General features: G+C 65.4%; 10 protein-coding genes. 2 read left to right on the plus strand and 8 right to left on the minus strand.

The window, feature by feature from the left end; genetic code table 11:
• Positions 1-22 precede the first annotated feature (22 nt).
• From BLP88_RS07435 to glf, 5 genes are all read right to left on the minus strand, one after another.
• Positions 23-2,215, minus strand: coding sequence for an acyltransferase family protein (locus BLP88_RS07435; RefSeq protein ID WP_074588160.1), 2,193 nt, complete (start codon positions 2,213-2,215; stop codon positions 23-25).
• Positions 2,212-2,961: an ABC transporter ATP-binding protein gene (locus BLP88_RS07440; RefSeq protein ID WP_074588162.1), complete on the minus strand. Its 750-nt coding sequence runs from the start codon at positions 2,959-2,961 to the stop codon at positions 2,212-2,214. The genes BLP88_RS07435 and BLP88_RS07440 overlap by 4 nt, the downstream gene beginning before the upstream one ends.
• A complete protein-coding gene (locus tag BLP88_RS07445) occupies positions 2,961-3,830 on the minus strand; it encodes an ABC transporter permease (protein WP_074588163.1) in 870 nt (289 codons plus the stop codon). Before BLP88_RS07445 ends, BLP88_RS07440 begins: the two co-directional genes overlap by 1 nt.
• A complete protein-coding gene (locus BLP88_RS07450; RefSeq protein WP_139163337.1) occupies positions 3,827-5,776 on the minus strand; it encodes a glycosyltransferase in 1,950 nt (649 codons plus the stop codon). Before BLP88_RS07450 ends, BLP88_RS07445 begins: the two co-directional genes overlap by 4 nt.
• 89 nt (positions 5,777-5,865) lie before the next feature.
• The gene (gene glf / locus BLP88_RS07455; RefSeq protein WP_074588166.1) at positions 5,866-7,053 is read right to left on the minus strand and encodes a UDP-galactopyranose mutase; all 1,188 of its coding nucleotides are present in this window, start codon (positions 7,051-7,053) and stop codon (positions 5,866-5,868) included.
• 197 nt (positions 7,054-7,250) lie between these two features.
• Between glf and BLP88_RS07460 the strand changes: the two genes are divergently transcribed.
• Positions 7,251-11,357, plus strand: a complete 4,107-nt coding sequence (locus BLP88_RS07460) for an FtsK/SpoIIIE domain-containing protein (RefSeq protein WP_074588167.1) — start codon at positions 7,251-7,253, stop codon at positions 11,355-11,357.
• Between the two features lie 3 nt (positions 11,358-11,360).
• Here the strand turns inward: BLP88_RS07460 and BLP88_RS07465 are convergent, their stop codons facing one another.
• Complete coding sequence (locus tag BLP88_RS07465; RefSeq protein WP_084110933.1) at positions 11,361-11,852, minus strand: hypothetical protein; 492 nt, start codon at positions 11,850-11,852, stop codon at positions 11,361-11,363.
• Positions 11,853-12,092: 240 nt separating this feature from the next.
• Here BLP88_RS07465 and BLP88_RS07470 point away from each other — a divergent pair, with 240 nt between their 5' ends.
• Positions 12,093-12,341 carry a WhiB family transcriptional regulator gene (locus BLP88_RS07470; RefSeq protein ID WP_003804966.1) on the plus strand — a complete coding sequence of 83 codons (249 nt, stop codon included), beginning with the start codon at positions 12,093-12,095 and terminating at the stop codon, positions 12,339-12,341.
• A gap of 151 nt (positions 12,342-12,492) precedes the next feature.
• Here the strand turns inward: BLP88_RS07470 and BLP88_RS07475 are convergent, their stop codons facing one another.
• Positions 12,493-13,962: a sensor histidine kinase gene (locus BLP88_RS07475; RefSeq protein WP_074588169.1), complete on the minus strand. Its 1,470-nt coding sequence runs from the start codon at positions 13,960-13,962 to the stop codon at positions 12,493-12,495.
• Between the two features lie 30 nt (positions 13,963-13,992).
• Entirely contained in the window at positions 13,993-18,843 is a 4,851-nt protein-coding gene (locus tag BLP88_RS07480) for an NAD-glutamate dehydrogenase (RefSeq protein WP_074588170.1), read from the minus strand.
• Positions 18,844-18,856 lie beyond the last annotated feature (13 nt).

An 18,856-nucleotide genomic window follows, 5' to 3' on the forward strand; every position in this document is an offset into this window, starting at 1 on the left:
TTTCCGTTCGTGGCCCGCAGGCCTACGCTCCCCGCGCAAGGCTGAGCAGCCTTTGCTCGAAGACCGGGGCAAGGCTTTCAACATAACTCCTGCTCAGGTGATTGTTGTCAAAGAACACGAAAAGCCCGCCGGTCACCGCATAGCAGCGGGCGTCGTCGCAGAACTGGTCCGACAGGTCCAGCACCTTGAGGTTGGGGTGCCCGAGCTCCGCGACGGCCTTCGCCGTCGGATCGGCGACGAGCGCTTTCCGCCGCTCCGTGGCGCAGGCCAGGGCGTTGCCCTTGTTGTTGATCACGCAGGTGGGCGTGCTCTTGCCAAGAGTCAGCGGAGTGTCACGGATCATGACCACCCGCGTACCGTTGTTGCCCCACTTCGCGATCCGGCGCTCCACGGAGGACCGGTACTGGCTTAGCTGGTCGCGGCCGGTTCCGTCGTCGATCGTTTCCTTCACCGAAAAGGTCGACGCGACCACCAGGTCGGGCCGCTGCTCCATGATCCTGTCCGAGACCTGTCCGCTCCAGTCCAGGCACTTTGACTGGCTTTGGGCGTCCAGCCGGGGCGCATCCATGAAGGCGACCCTGCGGACGTCGGCCAGCGAGCATCCGCCTGCGAGGCTCAGGCGGACCTTCCAGCCCTGTTTCCGGGCGAGGTCGAAGAACGCCACCTTCCAGTGTTCAGCGTGCGAGTCCCCGATGAACCAGACCGTCTTGGCGTCCTTCTTCCCCCCGGAATAGTCACAGTCCTGCAGATAGGCAATGCCCTGGACCCGGATCTGGTCCTTCGCCGCACGGCAGCCGGATACGGCAAAGTACGGCGACTCGGCCTTGCCGATGTTCAGCGCGTTCGGCGGACCGTACCTCTCCGGGCACGAAACGCCGTCTCCCAGGCTCGCGGCGCCGTAGCACGGCGACTTTGCGAGGAGGGCCAACTGCTGCTGTTCGAGTTGTTCGGCATGCCCGGCGGAGAGCAGCATCGCGAAGGACAGGACGCCCGCGACGGCCATTGCCCCGAAACCGGCGAGGATGCTGACCCTGGGTTTCCGGTTCCGGAACAGCCGGGCCCGGCCCGGGTCTTCCACGAACCGCTTGGTCAGCACGGCCAGGACGACGGAAACCGCTGCGATGGCGAGTTTCTCGCGCGTACGCAGCTCATGGCCAAGCAGCGGCACCGCGAGGACAATCAGCGGCCAATGCCACAGGTAGAGGGAATACGAGATGTCCCCCAGGCCTTGGATTGGCCGGAACCCCACGGCGGGCAGTGCGCTTCGCCCCAGCACCGAGCCCGACAGGACGATGGCTCCGGTGCCAAGGACCGGGAGGAGCGCCGTGGCCCCCGGGAACAGGGTTTGTTCGTCAAAGAAAACGAGCGAGAGCACCAGTGCGGCCACGCCGGCCCCGCCGAGCAGCCCCATCCAAAGCCGGGCGGCTGGATGCCGTGCGGCGCGGGCCAGTGCACCGCGTCCGGGTGCGCCGTCTCCGGCCGAACCGCCTCCTGCAAGGGCGAACGTGGCCAGGGCGATGAGGCCGCCGGCGGCGAACTCCCACGCCCTGGTGGTAGTGACGAAATAGGCCTCGTTCTTGCTGGCCACCGTGAAGTAGACACTGTAAGCCAGGGAAAGGACAAACACCGTTCCCATCACCGCCGTCAGGAAGGTCAGCGGGGCCTTCCGCAGTCGCAGCGCCAGCAGGAACGCGCCCGCGAGCATCAGCGGCCACACGAGGTAGAACTGCTCCTCCACGGACAGCGACCAGTAGTGCTGCACCGGGGTCGCCATCTCATGGTCGGCCGAATAGTCCACGGACTTGGCCGCAAGGAGCCAGTTCTCGCCATAGAAGACGGCGGCGAGGGTCTCCCACGCGACGTCAAGCCAGCGCGAGTATGGCTGGATGATCCACGACGCCGCGAGGCTGCCGGCGGCCACCAGCAGGGCGGCGGGTAGCAGTCGGCGCATCCGGCGGCCATAGAACACCGCGAGCCGGACCCGTCCGGTCCCCCGGAGTTCCTCCACAAGATGCCTCGTGATCAGGAAGCCCGAGATCACGAAGAAGACGTCCACACCCACGAATCCGCCGGGAAGGAGGCGGGGCCAGAGGTGATTGACGACGACGGCGGCAACGGCGAGTGCCCTCAGCGCCTGGATGTCCGTGCGGAACTTCGTTCCCGGTTCCGGGGCCGCGGGCCTGGCGGCGGCGAGCGTCGGAGACTGCTGGGTCATCGTTTGCTGCGTGAGCGCAGGAACTCGACGACCTCGTGGCTTGGCCCGTCCTTGAGCACCCGGCCGTGTTCGAGCAGGATGCCCCGCGAACACACGCGCTGAACGAGGTCCAGGTCGTGGCTCACCACCACGAGCGTCTGTCCTGCATCCGAGAGTTCCTGGATCTTCTCCAGGCACTTCCGCTGGAACGGCTCATCGCCGACCGCGAGGATTTCGTCCACAAGGAAGACCTCAGGGTCCGAGTGGACGGCCACGGAGAAGGCAAGGCGCAGGTACATGCCGGAGGAGTAGAAACGCACCTCGGTGTCGATGAACTCGCCGATTTCGGCGAACTCGACGATCGAGTCGAAGCGTTCCTTGATTTGAGTTTCCGACATGCCCAGGATGGCGGCATTGAGGTAGACGTTGTCACGTCCCGACAGGTCTGGGTGGAATCCTGCGCCCACCTCGATCAGGCCGGCCACCCGGCCGCGCGTGCGCACGGTCCCCTCGTCCGGAGTCATGACTCCCGAGATGTGCTTGAGGAGCGTGGATTTTCCGGAGCCGTTGAAGCCGAGCAGGGCAACGGTTTCGCCCTGGCGGATGTCCAGGCTCACGTCCTGCAGGGCGTGGAACTTGGCGGAAAGGTCTCCCTTGCGGCCCTTCAGGAACCAGATGAGGGCTTCCTTGATGGAGCGGGTGTGGCGCAGGACGAACTGCTTGCTGATGCCCTTGATCTCGACGGTAATGGGGGAAAGCTCGGACACTACAGCTCCTGCGCAAACTTGACTTCGAGCCGGCGGAACGTGAACTGTCCGAGGGCGAGCACCGCGGCCGAGACGACGAGGGCAACCGGGAGCCAAAGCTCGAAAAGCTGGGGCGGCGCGGCAAGCGCGGCGTCACCACCCGACGTCGTTGACCAGAACGCGTAATGGAACAGTTCCACACCGACCGTGACCGGATTCGCCTGGTAGACGGCAAACCAGAAGTCCCCCAGCCGCTCGTGCACCATCGTCCACTGGTACATGACCGGCGAAACCCAGGTGGCGACCATCAGCATCATCTCGACGAAGTTCTCGGAGTCCCTGAAGTACACGTTGACCGAACTAAAGAACAGGCCGAGCCCGACCGACAGCATGGCCAGCACCAGGAACCCTGCGAAGCCGGCGAGGACCCCGAGGGGTGTGGGTTGCCAGCCGGTCAGGAGGCACCCGATGAGCAGGACCACGAGCTGGGGAAAGAAGTGGGCCGCCGAGACGAAGACCGAGGCCACCGGGAAGAGTTCCCGCGGCAGGAAGATCTTCTTGATCAGGCCGCTGTTGTACACGATCGACTTGGCCGCGTTGTTGAGGGCTTCTGTGAAGAAGTTGATCAGCACAATGCCGGAGAACAGGTACACGGCGTAGTTGCCGACGTTGCGGTTCAGGCCGAGGAACACGCCCATGGCGATGTAGAAGACCACGAACTGGATGGCAGGCTTGACGTAGGACCAGATGACGCCCAGCACGGAGCCGCGGTACCGGAGTTTGATCTCCTTGCGGACCAGCAGCTTGAGCAGGTACCGGCGGTGGAAGACGTCCTTGAGTCCTTGCCCAATGCCCGGCCGGACGAGGGGGGTGTCCAGCAGGGAGGTCATCCTCGCTCCCCCAAGGCCTGGGTGTTTCTGTCCCGGCTGTCGGAGATGGTGTGCTCGGCGAAGGTCTTGGACCAGCTGTCCATGGAGGAAAGGGCCGGCATCTTGGCCTTGTACTCCGCGGAGAGTCCGTCCCAACGGCGGACCAGCTGAACCATCGACGCCGCGGCCGCGGTCAGCAGGGATTTGGCCAGCTGCGGGTTCCGGACATACCAGGAGGCACCGGTTCCTTCGGCGTTGGTGACGATCGCCGAGTCGAACTGGGATACGGTCCACCACTTGTTGTCCTGGTGCGAAATCCGGGCCTGCGGCCGGGCGGCATCCTCGGCGGAAACGTCCGTGAAGAGCTGTTTGCGCAGCGTCTTCACGCCCCAGGGAAGGAGGGTCTTCAGGGAAGGACGGCCCGCCACAGCCGCACTTCCGCCGAGGGTCTTTTCCTTCTGGGCCGTCGGGAAGTCGTCGGGGTCGCTGAGGTACACCGTGTCGCTGTGTTCGGCCAGCATCGCACGGATCCGCGGCAGGGTGGTGTTCAGCATGCCGTGCAGGGCGTCCGGACCCTTGAGGAGGTCCTCCATCGCCCACACCCGTCCCTTCGCCGTGGCGTATTGCATGGAAAGCGTGTGCTTGAGGTCGGCGAAAAGGGCGCCCAGCAGTGCACGGCCGCCCTTGGCAAAGGGGCTGTACATCAAGGCGACCATGAGCCGGTTCCGGTTGTGGAAGTAGGCCTGCCAGCCGACCAGGTCATCCTTGTCGCCCCAGGAAATGTGCCAGACGGCGGCGCCCGGCAGGCTGACGGTCTGGTATCCGTGTGCCTTGGCGCGCAGCCCGAACTCCACGTCATCCCACTTGATGAAGACGGGCATCGAAAGCCCAATCTCCCGGATGATCGAGGTGGGGATCAGGCACATCCACCAGCCGTTGTAATCGACGTCCACGCGGCGGTGCATCCAGGGCGTCTGGCGCAGGTTGGAAATGAGGAAGTCGTGCCCCAGTTCCATCTCCGCGTAGGGCTGGTCCGGCTGGATCCGCTGCGGGTTCACGATCTCGCCCAAGGTGTGCAGGGCAGTCCTGTGGTGCAGGTCGAACATGTGGCCGCCGACGATCGTGGGTTTGCGGCAATACCGGGCGAACGTCAGGAGGCGGGTGATGCTCTCGGGTTCGATCACGATGTCGTCGTCCATGAGCAGGACGTAGTCACTGCCGTTACCGCAGGCTTCGAACATGCCCCGCGAAAAACCGCCGGAACCGCCCAGGTTGGACTGCTCGATGATCCGTAGCTTTCCTCCCAGGTCCTTGGCCACTTCCTCGAAGCCCGTGGCGGCCGAAACCTTGTCAGTGCCCTGGTCCACGATCAGTACTTCGCTGACGTGGTCGAGGCACTCAGGATGCGCCGCGAGCAGGCGAAGGTTGCTCAGGCAGAAGGAGGTCTTGTTGAGGGTGGTGATTTCCAGGGTCACGGACGCGGCGGCAGGTGCCGGGCCCGGCGCCTGCCACTCGGCGGACTCCATGAGCAGTTCACCGCGGCCGGCAACCAGATCGAACCAGTACCAGCCGCCGTCGCCGAACGGGAGCAGGTCCAGTTCCACGATGGATGTCCGCTCCCCCGAGACGGGGATGCTCTTCTGCTGCAGCAGGGCGCCCTTCGCGTTGGAACGGAAGACGACGATCGTGCCCTCGCCGCGGGTGCTGACGCTGAGGCGGACCCGGCTGAGCGTGGTCCACTTCCGCCAGTAGCCGGCGGCGAAGGCATTGAAGTAGCTTCCGAAGGAGACCCGTTCGCCGGGCCGCACTCGCGTGGAGCAACGGCCGATGAAGTCCTCGGCATGGGCTTCCCGCGCCTGCGAGCTCAGGCGGACCGGGCGCCTGCCCTGTTTCCTGGCTTCCTGCTCGGTGGGCGCCGGCGTGCCCGCGGCGGTCCCCATGTCAACGTAGAGCGGCGCGGTGTCCATCTCCGAATGTTCCGGGAAGATGACCCTCTGCAGGGTGACCCATTCGGGGCCGCCGTCGACGCCGGACTGCCCGCGATGGGTTTCGGCGCTCACGCGTCCACTCCTCCGCTTTCAATGCCCGCGCCGCTTTCGAAGTGCGGGCGGATCTTGTTGTCGAACATCGACAGGGCGGACCCGATGGCCATGTGCATGTCGAGGTACTTGTAGGTGCCGAGCCGGCCGCCGAAGAGGACGTCCTTCTCCGCCGCGGCGAGGTCGCGGTACTTGAGGAGTTTCTCGCGGTCCTCCGGGGTGTTGATCGGGTAATAGGGCTCGTCGCCCTTCTCCGCGAATCGCGAGAATTCGCGCATGATGACGGTCTTTTCCGTCTGGTAACCGCGCTCGGGGTGGAAGTGGCGCGGCTCGATGATGCGCGTGAACGGGACGTCGGAGTCGTTGTAGTTCACCACGGAGGTGCCCTGGAAATCGCCTTCGTCCAGGACTTCCTCTTCGAAGTCGATGGTGCGCCAGGAAAGATCCCCGGCGACGAAGTCGAAGTAGCGGTCGACCGGGCCCGTGTAGACCACGGGGATCTTCCCGACGACCTTGTCCTTGGAGTATTCGTGTGTCTCGTCAAAGAAGTCCGTGTTCAGGCGCACCTCGATGTTGGGGTGCTCGGCCATCTTCTCGATCCAGGCCGTGTAGCCGTTGGTCGGAAGGCCCTCGTACTTGTCGTTGAAGTAGCGGTTGTCGTAGTTGTAGCGCACCGGGAGCCGGGAGATGATGCCGGCTGGCAGATCCTTGGGATCGGTCTGCCACTGCTTGCCCGTGTAGTGCTTGATGAATGCCTCATACAGCGGGCGGCCGATCAGCTGGATGCCCTTGTCGTTGAGGTTCTGCGGGTCCGTGCCTGCGAGTTCGCCGGCCTGCTCCTGGATCAGGGCCTGTGCCTGGCCCGGGGTGAGGTTCGCGCGGAAGAACTGGTTGATGGTGGCCAGGTTGATCGGCAGGGAGTACACCTCGCCCTTGTGCACGCCGTACACCTTGTGGACGTAGTTGGTGAAGGTAGTGAAGCGGTTGACGTACTCCCAGACCCGTTCGTTCGAGGTGTGGAACAGGTGTGCGCCGTAGCGGTGCACCTCGATCCCGGTCTGCTCTTCAGTTTCGCTGTAGGCATTGCCGCCGATGTGGTGCCGGCGGTCAAGGACCACGACCTTCAAGCCCAGCTCAGTGGCGGCCTGTTCAGCGATTGTCAGGCCAAAGAAGCCCGACCCGACGATAACGAGGTCAGCGGTCACAAATTCTCCTGGTTCGAATGCGGGCAGCCCAAAAGAGTGCATTGGGCTGCTACCCAAGCCTACCCGAGATGCTCCGCCCGAATTCCGGCGCCGCGTTTTACGCGGTTGTCCACATAGGGGCATTCCTCCCTCGAGGAGAGCTGTCAGCAGGCATAGCTTGGAAACGGGTCCACGGCCGGGGAGGAAGGAAACTATCGATGCCATTCCACTGCACTCTGGTCCGCGGCCCGTTCTCCGCGGTAAGGCAGGAAGCTGTCGAGCTGACCGTGGAAATTGACGACGGCGGCCCGGGCGCGGCGGTCCAGGCCGCCGTCGCCGTCGGGTTCGGCACCGGCGAGCTGACAGTCTGCGGCCGTCCGTTGTCCTCCCTGGCCGTTGGCCGGCCGCCGCTGTTGCCGGGCGCTGTCCTGGTGGACGGGGGAGGAACTGACGGGCCAGTGCCCGGCGCCCGCCCCTCCGCGTCCACGGGGCTGCATCTGCTGGTCCACAGCGGCCCGGGTGCTGGCGTCGTTGTGCCGCTGGAGCGCGGCCGCTACTCGATCGGCCGGGGAAATTGCAGCATCCCGGTTGCGGATCCGGAGATGTCCAGGCTCCACGCGGTGCTCACGGTTTCCGAAACGTCAGTGTCGCTGCGGGACGGTGGCAGTTCAAACGGAACGAAAGTGAACGGCCGCAGAATCCGGACAGCCGTGGTTTCCACAGACTCGCTCATCCTGTGCGGCACGTCGCTGATGACCATTGTCTTTGACAGCAGTGCCCGTGCCTCCACGCTTGAGGCCGCGGGAACCACGACGGGCTCCCCACTCCGGGTCCCGCACCGTCCATCACCGGCGGGGCGCCTCAATCTGCTTCTCATGGCAGGCCTGCCGCTTCTCCTCGGACTCGTCCTTGCCATCACCACCGGAACGTGGATGTTCCTCGCGTTCACCGGAATCTCGGCCGTCGCGCTGCTCGTTCCCCTCGCAAGCGGGCGGAAGGAGCGCCGCACGTTCAAGTCCGCGTTGCAGGCCGCCGTGAGCAATGACACTGAGCGGAGGCAGAGGGCTGCGCCCTCGGCAGCGGAGATCGTCCTCGCAGCGTCGTCCGGGCCGGCCGGGCAGTCCGGTCCAGGGCAGACATCCGAACACGCATCCGAAACCCGGGACCCCGGCGGTGTCGGCCTGCGTATCGGCACCGGCCACCAGGCGGCGCGGATTGAGCTTGACCCGCAGGACCCCGCCTTCAGCGCTCCGGTGCTGCGGCACGCCCCGGTCACGCTGGATCCCTCGCTCCGCGACATAACAGTGGCCGGCCCGCAAGCGAAGACAGCCGGGCTGTTCAACTTCCTCCTCATGCAACTGGCCGCGTATCCCAGTGCCGCATCCTTTCCGGTGGTCGTCATGGGCCCTGCCGGACTGCTGCCACTGAGTGCGCGGTTCCTGCCGAAGACCGTGCTGCATTCCGATCGGGATGCCGCGCAGAAGGCAGTTTCCGGATCCGCGGGAGCAGGGTTCCTCTTCCTTCCGGAACCACTGGAGCGCTCGGACGCGCCACTGCTTGAGGCGGCCCTCGCCGCCGGATGGACCGTGTTTCGCCGGCTGGAGAACACGGATCACTGTGCCACGATTGACCACCGTGCCACCAATGACCACCGTGCCACCATCGAACTGGGTCATGGCGCTGCACTCCTCCGCTGCGGCGAAAGCAGGCTTTCCTTCGACGCCGATCTCGTAGCCGCCGACGTCTTCGATTCCTTCTGCAGGCTCATCGGGACGTCCACGCCACCCACAAAAGGCACAGCCCGCACCCTCACCGGCCTTCCGGGGCGCTGCAGCCTCGCTGATCTGGTTCCCTGGGACCCGCCCTCGATCCTCGGGCGCTGGCAGGAATCCAAAGAGAGCAAAGCCCTTCAGGCTGTCATAGGCCGCGGAACCCAGGGGACCAGGTCGCTCGATCTGGTCGACGACGGCCCCCACCTCCTGATCGCCGGTACCACCGGCGCCGGCAAGTCCGAACTCCTCCGCACGATCGTCACGTCGCTCTCCCTTGCGCACAGTCCGGAACGCGTCACGTTCCTGTTCGTGGATTTCAAGGGTGGCTCGGGGCTCGGCCCGCTGGCGGCGCTCCCCCACTGCGTCGGCCTCCTCACAGACCTAAAGCAACGCGGTGTTGACCGGACGCTGGCGTCGCTGCGGGCCGAAATCCGCTGGCGCGAAGGACTCCTGGCCGCGGCCGGCGTCGAGGACCTCGCTTCCTACCGCATGGAGGCCCGCCGGCAGAATCAGGACTCGCCCGGCCGCCGGACCAGGTACCGGCCATTGCCGTGGCTGGTTGTCGTCGTCGATGAGTTCCGCATGCTCATTGAAGACTCCCCCTCTGCGCTTGCCGAACTCATGAGGATTGCAACGGTCGGCCGCTCGCTGGGGATCCACCTGATCATGGCGACTCAGCGGCCGCAGGGAGCCATCAGCTCCGATATCCGTGCGAATGTCACTACAAGCATCGCTCTGCGGGTCCAGTCGGAAATGGAGTCCCGTGACGTCATCAACTCCCCCCTGGCGGCGGCTATCCCGATTTCGATGCCGGGCCGGGCCTATCTGAGCAGGGGCGTCGAAGAATGCGAACTGTTCCAGACGGCCTCGTTGTCGGGCGCTGCCGAAAACACCCCTGCACGGACCGTCATCGCTCAGGAGGCTGTTCTTGCCTTGGAAAAGGGCGCCCCGAAGTACCGTGCTTTAGAAAGCACAACGGCGGGGAGCGGCCGCAGCGCGGGTGCCGAGGGCGCGGTGGACACGGGCTCTGCGGGAACCTGTGCACCGGCGGTTGAGGCGATCCGGACCGCCTGGTCGGGCCTGGAGGAGACGCAGCCGCGCAGACCCGTCGCCGCGGAACTGCCGGAATCTCTCCTGCCGGAAGACGCGGGCGGCCCCGACGGCCGCCACGCAACAGCCCTGCCCCTTGCCGCGTTCCTCGGTGTTGTTGACCTGCCGGACCGGCAATGCACCGGTCCCCTGTTTTGGCACCCGGCGCTGCAGGGCCACCTCGCGCTGCTGGGTCCGCCCGGAAGTGGCGTCGAAGGCGCCTGCCTGGCGATTTCGTCCCGGCTGTTGTTGGCGGACCATGAAGTTCATTGCTACGTTCTCGACGGAGACGGCTCCTTTCCCGGGACAGCACTTCCCGGCCGTGTCGGCGCGATCGTGACTCCCCAGGAACCGCTGCGAGCTGTGCGCGTGGCGGAGCGCATCGCGGCCGAAGTCGCGGCCCGGCAAGCCGGCGGCGGGAAGCACGTCCCGCTGCTGCTCGTCATCACAGCTTGGGGCTCGTGGCTCGCGCTCCTCCGGGCAGGACCGCTGGCGTGGGCCGAAGACCTCATCCATGGCATCAGCCGTGACGGACCCAAGTCCGGCATCCACCTCCTCGTTACCGGGGACAGGGAGTTGACGACCTCGAGGCTCTACGGCTCGCTTCCCAACCGCGCGTACTTCCCCTGCGGGAGCACCGAGGAGAGTCGTGCGGCGTGGCCGCGCTTCGCCCTGCCCGAGCCGCTCACGGGCCGTGCATTGGTGGCCGGGCCCTACCTGGGTGAAGGACTCGCCGAGGCGCAGTTCGTGGTTCCGTCCAAGGAAGCGTCATGGCCGTACGGAAAGGCCGCCGAACCCGAGCACCGCGCCTTCCGGGTCCAGGCACTCCCGCGGCGGATCCTGCCCGGCGACGTCGTCTCCCGGGCCCTGCCCCCTGTCCCGCGTGCCTCCAACGGCGCAACCGTCCCCTCGGTGTTGTTGGGATTGGGAGGAGATGAACTCGAGCCGGTCGTCGTCAGTCTCCCCCCAGGCGGAGTCGTACTGGTTCTGGGGCACCGTGGCACGGGCAAGTCGAACTTTCTGGACATCCTGCCTTTGCTGAATCCCGACATCCATTGGTTGCGGGCGCCATCCGGCTCCGATCCCGCGGGCTTCTGCGCCGAATTGCACGGGATAGCCGGCGCGGGTTTCCTTGCTCCCGGCGGCATTGCGCTCATTGACGACGTCGACCGGCTGGGAAGTGAGGCAGCGGACCTCGCGGCGGCACTACCGTCACTCGGGGTCAGCGTGATCGCGACAGCCGCCTATGGCGAACCCTTCATCCAGCGCCTGCCACTGGCTAGCCAAGCCCGGAACGAGGGACGTGGGATACTCCTCTCACCCCGGCATCCGGCGGACGGCGACCTCTTCGGTTTCCGGGTGGAAGCGGGCCCGAACGTTCCCGGCCGTGCGGTACTCATCCAGGACGGCGAATCACAGACTTTCCAGATCCCCGTCGCTGAACCAGGGCGGGTTGCTGCCTGAAACTCAAAGCGCTCCCGAACTACCCCCGGTCCGGGATGCAAAGGAGAGGACCTTCTTTTCGAAGAGGAAGACGATCACCGCGAGGGCCGGCACCACCATCGCAAGGCCGGCCAGCGGCAGGCCGCCAGTGATTGTCGGAACCCCGATGGTCAGAACGAAGAGCTGCGCCACGAGCGCTGCCGCTCGCGTCCAGCGGTAGCCGCGGAACAGGAAGTGTCCCACCGCGAAAAGCCACACCGAAAAGGCCAAAAGCAAGCCAAGGGTGAAAACCGCTCCCCAAAATGACGCCACCGGTGCCCCGCTCGCAAGTTGGAAGGCGTACAGGCCAGCAGCAGCGAGAAGGGCCAGGGCTTCAAGGAGCACCACAAGCGAGATCAGGAGGATTCCGAACGGCCGGGGCCCGATGCCGGCCTTCCCGGCGGCTCCTGCCGTTGCCGGTCCTGGCGCATCCTCACGGAAAGGCTCGTTGGCGGGGTTCTGAGGGGGTATTGACACACTGGCACACTACCGGACATAGTCGAATACCGTTGGCGAGACCGGCAGCCTATGTGATGCATCGCTCACGTTTTGGGGGCATTTCAGAGGCACGAACCCCTTGTTTACATGGCGTTAACATGACACGCTTGATTCAGACGACCAAGGGGGCCCATTGGGTCCCCTTTTCCTATGAAGCCTCTCGTGAATATTTTCACAAAGGGGCTCGACGAGTTCTGACGAATGGAGTGACTGATCAGCATGGATTGGCGTAACCGCGCAGCCTGCCTCGACAAGGACCCCGAGCTTTTCTTCCCGGTGGGAAACACCGGACCGGCCCTTCTCCAGATCGAAGAAGCAAAGAGCGTGTGCCGCCGCTGTCCCGTCGTGGATACCTGTCTGCAATGGGCACTTGAGTCCGGACAGGACGCGGGTGTCTGGGGCGGCATGAGCGAAGACGAGCGACGCGCCCTGAAGCGCCGCGCTGCCCGCGCCCGCCGCGCCTCCTAACCTGGCCTCCGGACCGGCGCTCCGGACGACCACCGGCTCGGCAATGCCGGCAAGACGGCAATGCCGGCAAGAGGCTGTAACAACGAAAAACGACGCAGGGGCGGCCCGGACCATTGGTCCGGGCCGCCCCTGCGTTGTGGGCTCCGCGTCCTTAGTTGGGACGCAGGCTCAGGACGATTTCAACTGAAGTACCCCCGCCGTCGCGCGGGAACCACTGGATGCTGCCGCCCAGTTCGCTGGTGACAAGCGTCCGGACGATCTGCAGCCCCAGGCCCTCGGAATACGTACCTTCTGGAAGGCCTACGCCATCGTCCGAAATCGTCACTGTCAGCATTTCGTCGCCCTGGGGACCCGTGGACCGGTCCGCAATCAGCCACACTGTACCGGCCCGGCCTTCAAGTCCGTGTTCCACGGCGTTGGTGACTAGTTCATTGATCACCAGGGCAAGCGGCGTGGCGAAGTCACTCGGGAGTTCGCCGAACATCCCCGAACGCTCGGTCCTGACATACTGCGACGGCGATGCCACCTCGGCCGACAAACGGAACTGTCGGCCGATCAGTTCGTCGAAGTCGACACTCTGGGTGAGGCCCTGTGACAGCGTTTCGTGGACGAGCGCGATGGTGGCCACCCGCCGCATCGCCTGTTCGAGGCCTTGCTTGGCTTCGTCGCTGACCATGCGGCGCGACTGCATCCGCAACAGGGCGGCCACCGTCTGCAGGTTGTTTTTCACCCGGTGGTGGATTTCCCGGATCGTGGCGTCTTTGGTTACCAGTTCCAGTTCCCGCCGGCGGAGTTCGGAGACGTCCCGGCACAGCACCAGGGCGCCGAAGCGCTGATTCTCGTCACGCAGCGGGATCGCCCGGAGAGACAGGCTCACGCCGCGCGACTCAATCTCACTACGCCACGGCATCCGCCCGGTGACCACCAACGGGAGTGTCTCATCGACCATCCTCCGGTCCTTGAGCAGGCCCGCAGTCACCTCGGCGAGTGAGCGCCCCTCCAGGGTCTCCACTTCGCCAAGGCGACGGAACGCAGAGACCCCGTTGGGGCTGGCGTACTGGACGATGCCGTCGGCGTCGAGCCGGATGAGCCCGTCGCCAACGCGCGGCGCCCCGCGGCGGGAACCGGTCGGGGACGCGAAGTCGGGCCAGAGGCCGAGGGTACCCATCCGGAGCAGGTCGTACGCGCACTGACGGTAGGTCAACTCCAGGCGGGACGGCATCCTCGAACTGGAGAGGTCCATATGCGAGGTGACAACGGCGAGGGTCCGGCCGTTGCGCACCATCGGGACCGCTTCCACGCGCAGGGCCATCTCACTGCTCCAGCTTGTTTCACTGGAACGCTCGATCGAGCGACTGTTCCAAGCTTTGTCGACCAGGGGGCGGAGATCGGAACGGATCCCCTCCCCCACGAAGTCGGCGTGAAAGACCGTGTGGCTCGTCGACGGACGGACATGCGCCAGTGCAATGTACCCGAACTCCGGGTGCGGAAACCACAGCGCAAGGTCCGCGAACGCCAGGTCGGCGACCATCTGCCAGTCGCCGACCAGAAGGTGCAGCCACTCGGCATCCCCAGGCCCGAAATCAGCGTGTTCCCTGATGGGGTCTGTAAAGATTGCCACTGCACCTCCATAGACGCCGCGGGACTTTCCCTAGCGGCGGACGATTGACCTCAAGAGCCTCAATGCTACCGACAGAGAGGCCATGTCGTCGGCTTCGAGGGCGTTGACCTCATCGAACATGCTCTTCGCCCTGCCCAACTGCTCGGCGTTCAGCTGTTCCCAGGCCTTCAGGCGGTCCTCGGCGGCAGCACCGTCCTCACTCGACTCGAGCACCGACGTCGTCATGTCCGCGATCGTCGAATACAGGTCGTCCCGCAGCGCGGCGCGGGCCAGTGCCTGCCAGCGGTCGTCCCGCGGCAGGGCGCTGATCCGTTCCAGGAGCGAATCAACGTGGAAGCGGTTGAAGACCGTGTAGTAGACGTTGCTGACCTCTTCCACCCGCAGCGAGCGGCTTTGGGCGATCCGGGCAATGTCCAAGAGGACGAAGCTTTCGAACAACTCGGACCAGCGGCGGGCCAGATTCTCAGGAAGGTTCCACTGGCGGCCGCGCTCGAGCCAGCCGAGCACGCGTTCCTTGTCATCCCCGCGCAGGTACTCGAGCACACGTGAGCGCATCGGGTCCAGCAGCGGCTTGAAGGATTCAACTATGTCGGCGATCGGCTTGCCGGCCATGCCCTGGGTGAGGAGCCAGCGCACCGCCCGGTCGAGCAGCCGCCGGATGTCCAGGTGGACCGCACTCCAGTGCTCGGTCGGGAAGGAAGCCGGCAGGGCGTTCAGCTCGGCCACCATGGCATCCAGTTCAAACACCTCGCGCAGGGCGACAAAGGCCTTGGCAACCGCGAACTCGCTGGCGGAGGTCTCCTCCATGGTCCGGAAAGCGAAGGTGATGCCGCCGAGGTTAATCATGTCGTTGGCAACCACTGTCGCGATGATTTCACGCCGCAGCGGGTGCGAATCCAGTTCAGCGTCAAAGCGTTCCCGCAACTGCTGCGGGAAGTACTCCCGGATGGTGCGGCGGAACCACGGATCGTCGGCCAGGTCCGAGCGCCCAAGGGCGGACGCCAGCTCGATCTTGGCGTAGGCCGCCAGCACCGACAGTTCCGGTGAGGTCAGTCCCTGGCCCTGTTCGAGCCGTTCCCGCAGGCTTGCGGTGGTGGGGAGCGCCTCCAGCTCGCGCTTGAGGTCGGCGTGCTGTTCCAGCCAGTCCATCAGCCGCTCGTAGCTGGGGCTCCAGTCGGCGACCCGGGTGCGGTCATTGAGCAGCAGGATGTTCTGGTCGATGTTGTCTTCCAGCACGAGCCGGCCGACCTCGTCGGTCATGTCGGCGAGGAAATCCGCGCGCTCGGTGGCCTCGAGCTTGCCGGCCTTGACCATGCGGTCCACAAAGATCTTGATGTTCACTTCATGGTCCGAGCAGTCCACGCCGGCGGAGTTGTCGATCGCGTCCGTGTTCAGGATGATGCCCTGGAGCGCCGCCTCGATACGTCCGCGCTGGGTCAGGCCGAGGTTGCCGCCTTCGCCGACCACCTTGACCCGGAGTTCACGTCCGTCGACGCGGATCGCGTCGTTTGCCTTGTCGCCGACCTGCGCGTTGGATTCGCTGCTTGCCTTGACGTAGGTTCCGATGCCGCCGTTGTAGAGCAGGTCGGCCGGGGCGAGCAGGATTGCACGGAGCAGTTCCGGCGGGCTCAGCTGCACGGTGCCTTCGGGCAGTCCCAGTGCGGCACGCACCTGTGCGGACACCGGAATCACTTTGGCCTGCCGCGGGAAGACCCCGCCGCCTTCGCTGATGAGGGAACGGTCGTAGTCGTCCCAGGACGAGCGCGGAAGTTCAAAGAGCCGCTGGCGCTCTGCGAAGGATGCCGCCGCATCCGGGGCCGGGTCGAGGAAGATGTGCCGGTGGTCGAAAGCGGCAAGCAGACGGATGTGCCGCGACAGCAGCATTCCATTGCCGAATACGTCGCCGGACATGTCGCCGACGCCCACCACCGTGAACTCTTCGTTCTGGGTATCCAGGTCCAGTTCGCTGAAATGCCGCTTGACTGATTCCCATGCCCCGCGGGCCGTGATGCCCATGGCCTTGTGGTCATAGCCGACGGATCCGCCTGAAGCGAAGGCGTCGCCGAGCCAGAATCCGTACTCCAAGGCAAGGCCGTTGGCGATGTCTGAGAACGTTGCCGTTCCCTTGTCGGCGGCAACCACCAGGTAGGAGTCGTCACCGTCCTGCCGGACCACGTTCGACGGCGGCACGATCGTCTCGCCATCGGCGTCACTGACCAGGTTGTCGGTGAGGTCGAGGAGGCCCCGGATGAACGTCTTGTAGCACTCGACGCCTTCCGCCATCCAGGCGGCACGGTCGACGGCCGGGTCCGGAAGTTGCTTGGCGTAGAAGCCGCCCTTGGCGCCGGTCGGAACGATCACGGCGTTCTTGACGGTCTGGGCCTTGACGAGGCCCAGGATCTCGGTGCGGAAATCTTCGCGGCGGTCCGACCAGCGCAGGCCGCCGCGGGCGACCTTTCCGAAGCGCAGGTGCACGCCCTCGACGCGCGGCGAGTACACCCAGATTTCGAACATCGGGCGGGGGAACGGCAGTCCGTCGATCTGCGTCGGGTCGAGCTTGAAGCTGACGTGGCCCTTGCCCTGGTAGAAGTTCGTGCGGAGCGTCGATTCGATCAGGTTGACGAATGTCCGCAGCACCCGGTCGGCGTCGAGGGTCGCCACCTGGTCGATGGCCTTGGCCAGGCGGGCCCGCGCGCTGTCCTGCCGGTCCCCGCGGGTGGCTTCCTCGAGGGCCGGATCGAAACGGGCAGCGAAGAGTTCCAGGAGGCCATGGGCAACTTCGGGGTTCGACAGGAGGGTGTCGGCGATGAACTCGAAGGAGTTCGTGTTGCCCATCTGGCGCATGTACTTGGCGTATGCGCGGAGCACGACGACCTGGCGCCAGGCCAATCCTTCGCGCAGAACGAGCCGGTCGAAGCTGTCGGATTCCACGGAAGCAGTCACCGCGGCCGCAAACGATTCAGCGAGAAGCTTCCCGGTGGCGAGTGGATCAACGCCGGAGGGGTACTTCAGGCCGAGGTCGTACAGGAAGAAGTCGCGGTGGTCTGCAGTCTCGATCTCGAAGGGCCGTTCGTCGAGGACTTCGAGCCCGAGGTTGTGGAAGTAGGGAAGGATCTGGCTCAGGCTCTTCGGTTCGAGCAGGTAGAGCTTGACCCGGGCGTCTTCCTCAAGGGATTCACCCGCGCCCTTGGGCAGGTAGACATGGACACCCGGAAGTGCCTGGGCAGGTGCTTCACGGACGGCGGTGGCGGCGCCGTATTCCTCGAAGCGGGCAATGTCTTCCAGTGCATCTTCTACTTCGAAGTCCACCCGGTAGCTCGCGGGGAAGGCGTCAGCCCACACCGCGGACCTGCGTTCGGCGTCTTCGCCGCTCCAGCGTTCCCGGACCACCTCGGAAATGCCTTCGCCCCAGGAGCGGGAGGCCCTCACGAGCCGCTTTTCGAGGGCCGCAGCATCCACTTCGCCAAGTTCGGCTTCACGGGGCAGCCGGATCCGGAAGAAGACACGGGCGAGGGCGGACTCGGTGATGCGGGCCTCGTAGTCAATGCTTTCCGCCGCGAAGGTTTCGCGGAGTTCCTGCTCGATCCGCAGGCGGACGTTCGTGGTGTAGCGGTCACGCGGGAGGTACACCACGGCGGACATGAACCGCCCGTAAATGTCCGGGCGGAGGAACAGCTTGGTGCGGCGCCGTTCCTGCAGACGCTGGATACCGAGGGCCGTCTCCGCCAGGTCTTCAGTTTCGATCTGGAATAGCTCGTCCCTCGGGTAGGTCTCCAGGATGCCCACGAGGTCCTTGCCGGAGTGGGAATCCCGCGGGAAGCCCGCGGAGCCCAGGACGGCATCGACCTTTTCGCGGACGATCGGGATGCTGCGGACGGAACCCGTGTAGGCGCTGGTGGCGAACAGGCCGATGAAACGGCGTTCGCCGTTCACGTTGCCGGCCGCGTCGAAACTCTTGACACCGATGTAGTCGAGGTAGGCCGGGCGGTGGACCGTGGACCGGGAGTTCGCTTTGGTGATCACGAGCGCGCGCTTCTCGCGCGCCTTGCGGCGGCCGGCGTCGGTCAGGTGCTGGATCTGGTGCGGGTGGTCGCCCGCACGGAGAAGGCCAAGTCCACTCCCGTCGCGCAGTTCCAGCACGTCTTCACCGTCTTCGGTGATCAGGTCATATTCGCGGTAACCCAGGAAGGTGAAGTTTCCGTTGTCCAGCCAGCGGAGCAAGTCCTGGGTCTGCCGCAGTTCGGCGATGTCTTCGGGGTGGGTCACCTTGTCGAGGGAGGAAGCAAGCTCAAGGGCCTTGCTGCGCATCTTCGGCCAGTCCTCAACGGCGACCCGGACATCGCGCAGGACCCGGCGGATGCCGTCGAGCAGCTCCTGCTGCGCGGCGTCGGGAACGCGGTCGACCTCGACGGCGATCCAGGACTCCATGTGGGACGCATTGAGTCCCTCGGCGAAAAGCCGGGAAATGTCCGGCAGGGCCGCAGTGTCGCCGCTGGAGATGCCGACGGTGGCGGGGACACGGGCGACGCCGGCAAGGTTGCCATCAGCATCCCGGGACACCACGAACAAGGGGTGCATGACCAGCCTGATGGCGCAATTCTGGCGAACGAGTTCCGCATTCACGGAGTCGACCAGGAAGGGCATGTCATCGGTGACGATGTAGACGATGCTGCGGTCGGCCTCGTTGGCGATCTGGATGTTGGCGCTGCCCGGATTGCGCTTCTTGGCGACCTCCCGGTGGGCCAGGGCCCGGGCGTTCAGCCTTTCGGCGGAGTATCCGCGCGCGTCCTCCTCTGCCAGATGCTCGTAGTAGTCTCCGAGGAAACCTTCACGGCCCACACCCGTTGCGGAACGATCCTCCACGCTGGATCCTGACGACATCGACACACGCCTC

It is taken from the genome of Arthrobacter cupressi (assembly GCF_900099975.1).
Taxonomy (GTDB): Bacteria; Actinomycetota; Actinomycetes; order Actinomycetales; family Micrococcaceae; genus Arthrobacter; species Arthrobacter cupressi.